This window comes from Arthrobacter sp. JCM 19049, from assembly GCF_001310435.1.
The window spans coordinates 1-1,271 of sequence record NZ_BAXF01000566.1 but is presented as its reverse complement, the minus strand read 5'-3'; the positions used below and the strand labels follow the sequence as shown (position 1 = coordinate 1,271).

At 67.3% G+C, this 1,271-nt stretch carries 1 protein-coding gene and 2 pseudogenes; all 3 read right to left on the bottom strand.

Annotated features, from left to right (window positions below; all coding sequences use genetic code 11):
- Positions 1-124: pseudogene (locus JCM19049_RS21160) on the bottom strand (shikimate dehydrogenase); the annotation flags it as partial.
- Positions 125-175: 51 nt separating this feature from the next.
- Entirely contained in the window at positions 176-598 is a 423-nt protein-coding gene (locus JCM19049_RS14510) for an endolytic transglycosylase MltG (RefSeq protein WP_054821923.1), read from the bottom strand.
- A 198-nt stretch (positions 599-796) separates the two neighbouring features.
- A pseudogene (locus JCM19049_RS14505) lies at positions 797-1,271 on the bottom strand (hypothetical protein); the annotation flags it as partial.

Genomic DNA, 1,271 nt, shown 5'->3' with positions numbered 1-1,271 from the left:
CGTCGGCCGGGTCCAGTTCCAGGCGCTGGTAGTCCAGGTCCACGCCGAGCAGCCGGTAGGCGGCGCGGTGCAGCTGCGGGGACTTGGAGTGGCTGATGGGCTTGCCCAGGACTGCGGCCTTCACGGTTACCTCACTGTCGGTGGCTTGCGCGTTGTTCTTCGGTGGCGATGGAGCCTAGCACTGCCCCGGGTTGGCCTGGCACCAGTCGCGGAACTCCTGCTGGTAGCGCTGGTGCTCCTGGTAGGTGCGGGCGAACTTGGTTTCCCCGGTGGCGATGTTCACCGTCACCCAGTAGTAGAAGTCGTTCTCCTGCGGGTTCACGGCCGCGGCGATCGCCGAGTCGGCCGGTGAGCCGATCGGGGTGGGCGGCAGCCCGCGGTGCACGTAGGTGTTGTACGGGTTGGACTTATCGGCCTTCTCCTGCTTGGAGAACTGCAGGGTGTAGCGGTCCAGCCCGTAGATCACCGCGGAGTCCACCTGCAGCAGCCCGTGGGTCTGGTCGTTCTGCTCGGACAGCCGGTTGTTCAGTGCGCCGGCGACCACCGCGTAGTCCTTCGGCTGGGCTTCGGCCTGCAGGATCGAGGCGATCTTCAGCACCCGGTAGCCTGGGCCGGGTCGTTCACCCCGTGCTCGGCCAGGGTGGCGGTGGTGGAGTCCACCAGCTGGCGCAGCACCTCTTCGGCGCTGGTGTCCAGGGCGAAGCGGTATTCGCCCGGGTGCAGGTAGCCCTCCAGGTTCTTCGCCTCCCCGGGCAGCCGAAGCGTTCGGGGTCGTTGGCCAGCTCGGTCAGTTCCTTCAGCTCCAGCCCGAGCCCTTGGCGATTTCCTCCAGGGCCGCGTTCAAGCGCATGTTCTGCTTCAGGCCCACGTAGAAGACCTTGTCCGGGCGGTTGTCCACCATCAGGTCTACGGCCTCGGCGGCCGGCAGCTGCTTTTGCAGCACATAGGTGCCCGGGTGGATGACCTTGTTCCCGGCCGCGGAGGCGTCCATGGCCTTGACGAACAGCTTGTCGTCGGAGACGACGTCCATCTCCTCGAGCTTGCGGGAGATGATCCCCACGCCCCAGCCGTCCTCCACGACGAATTCGACCTGCGCCCCGCCGGGGCCGGGATAGTCATCGGGGTTGAACGCCTTGTAGATGCCGCGCACGGTGAACCCGGCGCCGGCCACGACCAGCGCGAAGATCAGCACGGTGGCGGCCATCACCAGGTTGCGCCGGCGCTGCTGCGCTGGCGCCGGGCCCTCACCTGGGATTCGGGTTCCTCCTGGT